A 6,696-nucleotide genomic window follows, 5' to 3' on the forward strand; every position below is an offset into this window, starting at 1 on the left:
TTTGTAAACCTTTGTAAAGATGTTTGTAAATAAATCTAAATATGTATATTAAATGACAGTATAAGCTAAACTTATGATAAGCGGATTATCATTTTTTCTCACTTGGGCCTATAGCGCTACGCGGAAGTCATAAGTCATAAGTCATAAGTCATAAGTCATAAGTCATAAGTCAGGAGTTGTTTTTGTCACCGGAATTACAAGGTTTTTCATTTGGGTAGACAACAGTAGGGACGTTCGCATTTTTGTTATGCAACGTCCCTGCTGGATTATCATTTTTTTATGTGGTTCATTGACCTGAAAACTGATGCCCCTATTCGCGAATCGGCCCTACAGATGGTGTAGGATTTAATATTTTGCGTAATATCATGTCCGAATAATTAGCGATCAAAAAACTTTCTTATTTTGAGACTTTCTTTTTCCTCTCTTCCCTCCTGACTCCTGATTCCTGACTCCTGACTTCTCCCTCATTTATTTATAACTATTCAAGCGGACATGATATAATTTCCCCTACTGTTCATCCTCATAAAAACGATAAAAAATATACTTATTTTTAAAACCATGTCTATCTACAACATGATGAATTAAGCCACGGTCAATTAATAATTGACCAAGAGAAATTGCTTGATTTAAGTTAAGTTTTTGAGTTTCCATTAACCACTTTACTGCCTCAGAACCAACAAAACATTTTGAGTAGGTATCCCACCGATGTTGGCGGTCTTTAATTGATACTCCATTAAGACCGCGCATTTCCTCAACCAAGGTATCTATATCTATGTTTTTGTTTATTAGATCTTTGATAGAATCTTTAGTTAATACTTTTGCATCATCCTCTTCATCTATATCTAACTGAGAAACATTATTTTTCAACTTAAATTTAACACTATCAGGATAATAAGGTTCTACTTGAGGAGGAGAATTTTTCCGCATCCAAGTCTCAATCATTTGCTCTATTTTAGGGGATTTTAAATGCAAATCTCTTTGAGGGAAAGGAATTTCAATTTTATATCTTCGCAGACTTGCTTCAATGCGATAATTTAACTCACTTTTGAGTTGATATTGTTTCCGTGGTTCTCTAGTCCAAATCAATAAATCAAAATTTAGAGAACTATCACCAAATTCTTGAAACCAAAGTTGTGGGGAGGGATGTAATAATACTTCTGGATGACTTTTTGCTACTTCTAAAATAGCTTTCCTAACTAACTTAATATTAGAACCATAAGCAACACCTATTGGTATTTTCATCCGAGAAATAGGGTTGCCATGACTCCAATTTAAAACTTCATTTTCTAGAAATCGAGAGTTAGGAACAATTAAAGAAACTTTGTCTAAAGTCGTAATGTGAGTGCTACGTAAACCGATTTTTTCAACAATACCTACTAAATTTCCTACTTGAATAAAATCACCCAGTTGAATCGGTCGTTCAAAAACTAGAATAATACCACTTATAAAATTGTTAGCAATATTCTGGATACCAAAACCGATACCTACACCAAGAACACTAGCAATAATAGCCAAAGAACTAATATCGATATCCCAAAGTTGTAGGATAATTAGTATACCTAAAAAAATTAATCCATATTTAGTTAAGAAAATGATTGTATCTTGAACGCTTCGCTCTGCTCCTGTTAAACTAATAATTTTCGTTCTAAAGATATTAATAAAGTACCCAACTCCTTTCCACATTCCAATGGTTAATCCAGTTAAAACCACCACATCAATAATGGAAAGGCCTTTGTTGCCGAAAGGAAAAATATCAGAAGTAAAACTATCATCTAAAATCTTTAATAGTTCATCACGATAGCCACGAGTAAATGGTATTATATAGGTGAGATAAAGGATGATTCCTATTCCTACTATTACTCTGATAGAAATTGCCATTAATGGCAAAATTTTTGGTAAATAGTTGACAATGCGAGGATATTTTTCCTCACAAATTTTTTGGACTTGTAACTCAAGCCATCTTAAAAAGAACTCTAGAGCTAAACCTGCTACAATTAGTGCTAAAATTAAAAAAATACTGATTAATAATATTTTCAATAGATTGGGAGGCGGATTTTCTTTTTTTGCTGATTTAAAACTCTCTTCAATTTCATATTTCCAGATGATTGCTTGCTCTTCTCTGTTCATTCTTCTTTTGACATCTTCAGCAGTTACTGTAAGTAGATAGTTATTGTTAATAAGCAGAATTATCTGCTGGTTTTGCTTATCTATCTTTACCTCTATAGATTCACCTGAGCTGAAGATATTTTCTAATTTTGAACTGATGATTCCTGCTCGTTCAGTAGCGGTCAAATTTCCCCCATTATGACCTGCTACTTCAAACAATTCTTGACCATTCAATTCTACTGGAGCTGTTTCTAAATAATTATTATTGGCTTGTCCCCGGGCTGGTACTATGAAAAATAGTAAAGGTATTAAACAAGCAATGATTAATATTTTGAAAATTTGTCTTGTAGTTGTTTTTAGCCTTGTGGAAAGAATCAAGGAATTATTTTTTATGATAGGGCGAATACTAAGTTCGTCTCTTGCTACTTTTTTCAACTTTATCCACAAATATTCATGCCACATAGCCACCCTCTAAAACTTCCAATGAATGTTTAATTATCAACTATTTATTTATGTGGAAAAACTGATGCACTAAATTTGCTAATTTTTCAGCACTATCTTTTACTGTTATAATTTTTGATCCTACCATAAACTTTAAGATAATTAAGAAAAATGAAACTATTACTGAAGCAAACTCGCTCTATTATTTAGAAATCCGGGGGAATTATTAATAAGGGTTTAGTGTTTGGCGAAGTTGTAGAAAAAGCTGAGAGCTGACTGCTAATAGCTGAATGCTGATGAACAATTTAATGACTCAAAAATTTATGAACTAAATTTGCTAATTTTTGATGACTATTTTTTACAGCTAAACTTTCTGCTCCTACAGCCATTTTTTGTAACTTTTCTGATGATTTTAATAACTCCAAAACTTGAGTCTGGAGTTTTTCTACAGTCAATTCTGACTGAGTAAAAACTAAGGCAGCATTCTGACTAGAAAAAACCTTAGCATTATAAGCTTGATGATTATCCGCAGCATAAGGATAAGGAATTAAAATGGATGGTGTATGAGTAACTGCTAATTCTGTTAAACTACCCGCCCCCGCGCGACTAATTACCAAATCAGCCCGCTGAAATAAACCAGCCATATTATTATAAAATGTCATGGGAAAATACTGGGGATGTTCTACACTAAAAGCATCCGGATCGTTTTCCCCTGTTTGATGAATAATCCAAGCTCCAGTTTCTACCCATGCTGGAATACATTTTCTCACTAATTGGTTAACTGCTACTGCTCCTTGAGAACCTCCAACAACTGCAATGACAGGAACATTTTCTGGAATGGGTAAATCTAAGGATTGGGGAGACAAAAATTCTTCTCTCACAGGAGTACCCACATACACAGTATTCCTAGAAGGGAGATATTTTGCACCTTCCTCAAACCCTACTGCCACAACATTACATAAACGACTAAACCACCGCGTCACCTTCCCTGGCAAAACATTAGATTCGTGGAGTATAACTGGTAAACCCAGGGAACGAGCTGCAATAATTGCTGGAGCTGCTATATAGCCACCAGTAGTAAACAATCCTTTAAATTGGCCATCTTTAAGTATACGTCTTACTTGTAGAATAGATCCAATAAGTCTACTTAAAATCTTGAAAGTCCCCAGGCCCAATTTCTGCTGAAAGCCTTCAACTGATATAGTATGGAGAGGATACTGGGATGGTACTAACTTAGTTTCTAGACGGTCAGGAACTCCTAGCCATTCAATATGATAATCCTTTAATTGGTTAGCAGCGGCGATCGCTGGAAATAAATGTCCCCCAGTGCCACTTGCTGCGATTAACAGCTTAACAGGTTTATTGGTCAAGGTTTCTGTCTCCCTGGTATAACAACAAATTAAGTCAAAAGTTAAAAGTTAAAAGCGAGATAAATTGAGAATTTCTGTATTGTAATTTATTTGACCAGAAAATAAGGTCAATAGCTTCCTCTTGAAAGGGGATAAAAAGCAGTCGTTTAGCTAACGCATAACGCGCGTTAACGCTCCGCAAATATGTCGCTAAGGGGACCGTAGGGTGGGATGGCGTTTCCCGGAGCGACTCTGCAAGAGCGGGAAACCTCGCCATATCCAATCCACTAAGAGAAAGAAAATTCAGTATTTCAAGTCTTCCTATTGCACGAGATACTGTTAACTGTTTTGCTATCCAGCATGTTTGCGGAGTATTCCGTCAGGAAAAAACGCAGTTACGACTTAGGATACTAACTGATAACTAAAATGAGTTTTACAAGAGGTCTAATATCTCATTATTGTTCATTACAGTAGTAACATTGGGCAAAAATTCAACTAATGGCCATAGAACTTGGTTCTAATCACCAGAAAATTTTCAACCAACAACTTTTATAGGTTAAAAATGATTATTTCTCAAATCCCATTTCGTCCGCAAAGCAAATTTTTAATGAAATTAAAGCAATTATCAACAACATTATCTAGTTCATTATTACTGGGTTTAACTGTTTTTTCAGGAATAGTTTTATTCCCTAATTTGACTTTCGCTCAAGGTAGGTATCAAACACCTGAAGAACTGACAGATCTATTGAAAAAAATTGATAGAGCTGCTAGTCGTCAAGACTTAGAAGATGTCATGGATTTTTATAGTAATGATTTTACTAATTCTGATGGTTTAAATCGGGAAAGTTTAGAAGCAGCTTTAGCTAATTTTTGGCAACTCTATAAATCAGTTAGATATCGGACAAAAGTTAAATCTTGGGAAACCGATGGTGATGCCATTGTGGCAGAAACTATCACCTATATTACTGGTGTCCAAGAAATGAAAGATAGAGATATAACTTTAAAGTCTACTATTACTTCTAAACAGCGCTATGAAAATGAAAAAATTGTTGAACAAGAAATTTTAGCCGAGCGTAATCAGCTAACATCAGGAAAAAAACCACCTATTGTTAACGTGAATTTGCCAGTAGAAGTACAAGTAGGTGAAAAGTATAATTATGATGTGATTGTTGAAGAGCCTTTGGGCGCACAAATTATGTTGGGAACTGCTTTTGGAGAACCAATTAATGAAAATTCTTATAATTTTGAACCGACTAATTTTAAATTAGAAGTATTGTCTTCTGGCGGAATTTTTAAAATTGGTGAGGCTCGAGAAAATTCTGAGGATCAATGGTTGTCAGCAGTTTTAATGCGAAAAGGAGGTATTACTATTAGTACCTATCGTTTACGAGTTATTGTGGAGGGAACAGAAAAAAATTAATAATTAATAATTAATAATTAATAATTACCTCTTCTTCAAAATTAGAGCATTGGATCAAAAGATTTTTTTCTTTTTTATCCCTGTAGGATAAAATTCATTAACACAGCTAATAAGAGGCTTGGAATTTTCTGCAAAAATTAAATTTTTAAATTTTAAATGTTTGCTGTGAGTGAAAATGTGGCACGGCTTAATCTTCCTATTTTTGATTTTGACTATTGCTAAAAGCCTGATAAATATCTACCTCATCAAGTTATAATCTGCTGTAAAAATTTAGAAAAAACAAGAAAAATTTATAATAGTAAAAATGATTTCTGTTGAAGAAAAAATAGTTTTAATTACAGGTGCAAGTAGTGGTATTGGAGAATCTTGTGGAAAGATATTTGCTGAATCGGGAGCTAAATTAATTTTAATTGCTCGTCGCCAAGAAAAACTAGAAAAATTTGCTGAAGAATTAACTAAAAAATTTCAGAGTAAAGTTTATTTATTACAGTTAGATGTACGCGATCGCCTAGCAGTTGAATCAGCAATAAATTCTTTACCCGAATCTTGGAAAGATATTGATATTTTGATTAATAATGCTGGTTTAAGTCGCGGTTTAGATAAACTCCATCTCGGCGACTTCAACGATTGGGAAGAAATGATAGATACTAATATTAAAGGATTACTATATATGACTCGTTATATAGTGCCAGGAATGGTTAGTCGAGGTCAAGGCCATGTAGTTAATATTGGTTCTATTGCTGGTCGTGGGGCATATCCTGGAGGTAATGTTTATTGTGCTTCTAAAGCTGCTGTTAGGGCAATTTCTGAGGGTTTAAAACAGGACTTATTAGGAACTCCCATCCGAGTAACTGAAATTCAACCAGGTTTAGTAGAAACAGAATTTAGTGAAGTTAGGTTTCATGGAGATACAGAAAAGGCTAAGAATGTTTACAAAGACTTGACACCTTTAACAGGAGATGATATAGCAGACTTAGTATTTTTCTGTGTCACGCGATCGCCCCATGTCAATATCAGTGAACTATTGGTAGTTCCCACAGATCAGGCTAATGCAACAATGGTTCATCGACATAATACGAGCAAAATAAAACAGGAAAATTAAATTGATTATTTCCGCAAAACAGGGAGTAGGGATTAGGGAGTAGGGGGAAAGAATTAATGATTTTTGGGTATGGGATTGATTTGATTTTTAATTATCACGCCTATGTCTATTGATTATTTCCGGAGTTAATAGATAAATATGGGAAACAGAAAAGGTAGATGCACCCTGATGATATTACCTCCGCTGTTATTGGTGGGGGTTTTTTTTACTCCCAAATAAAACAGGAAAATTAAATTGATTATTTCCGGAGTTAATAGATAAATATGGGAAAAAGAAAA

4 protein-coding genes are annotated in these 6,696 nt (G+C 34.2%); 2 read left to right on the forward strand and 2 right to left on the reverse strand.

All coding sequences use genetic code 11. The features are described 5' to 3' along the window. Positions 1-507: 507 nt before the first annotated feature. Positions 508-2,568, reverse strand: a complete 2,061-nt coding sequence (locus ACP6PM_RS14195; protein ID WP_426585638.1) for a mechanosensitive ion channel domain-containing protein — start codon at positions 2,566-2,568, stop codon at positions 508-510. Between the two features lie 284 nt (positions 2,569-2,852). Beyond that, positions 2,853-3,917, reverse strand: coding sequence for an undecaprenyldiphospho-muramoylpentapeptide beta-N-acetylglucosaminyltransferase (gene murG / locus ACP6PM_RS14200; RefSeq protein WP_426585633.1), 1,065 nt, complete (start codon positions 3,915-3,917; stop codon positions 2,853-2,855). 586 nt (positions 3,918-4,503) lie between these two features. Here murG and ACP6PM_RS14205 point away from each other — a divergent pair. Then, on the forward strand, positions 4,504-5,316 hold the full coding sequence (locus tag ACP6PM_RS14205) for a Cif family virulence factor (protein WP_426585635.1): 813 nt from the start codon (positions 4,504-4,506) through the stop codon (positions 5,314-5,316). A gap of 304 nt (positions 5,317-5,620) precedes the next feature. Next, the gene (locus ACP6PM_RS14210; RefSeq protein ID WP_426585637.1) at positions 5,621-6,418 is read left to right on the forward strand and encodes an SDR family oxidoreductase; all 798 of its coding nucleotides are present in this window, start codon (positions 5,621-5,623) and stop codon (positions 6,416-6,418) included. The last annotated feature ends 278 nt before the right edge of the window (positions 6,419-6,696 follow it).

It is taken from the genome of Dapis brunnea BLCC-M229 (assembly GCF_050015995.1).
Lineage (GTDB): Bacteria > Cyanobacteriota > Cyanobacteriia > Cyanobacteriales > Microcoleaceae > Trichodesmium.

What these genes read in the sequence shown, in the direction of transcription:
- ACP6PM_RS14210 (WP_426585637.1), top strand. Translation starts at nt 5,621, where the DNA reads ATGATTTCTGTTGAAGAAAAAATAGTTTTAATTACAGGTGCAAGTAGT.
- ACP6PM_RS14205 (WP_426585635.1), top strand. Translation starts at nt 4,504, where the DNA reads ATGAAATTAAAGCAATTATCAACAACATTATCTAGTTCATTATTACTG.
- ACP6PM_RS14195 (WP_426585638.1), bottom strand. Translation starts at nt 2,568, where the DNA reads ATGTGGCATGAATATTTGTGGATAAAGTTGAAAAAAGTAGCAAGAGAC.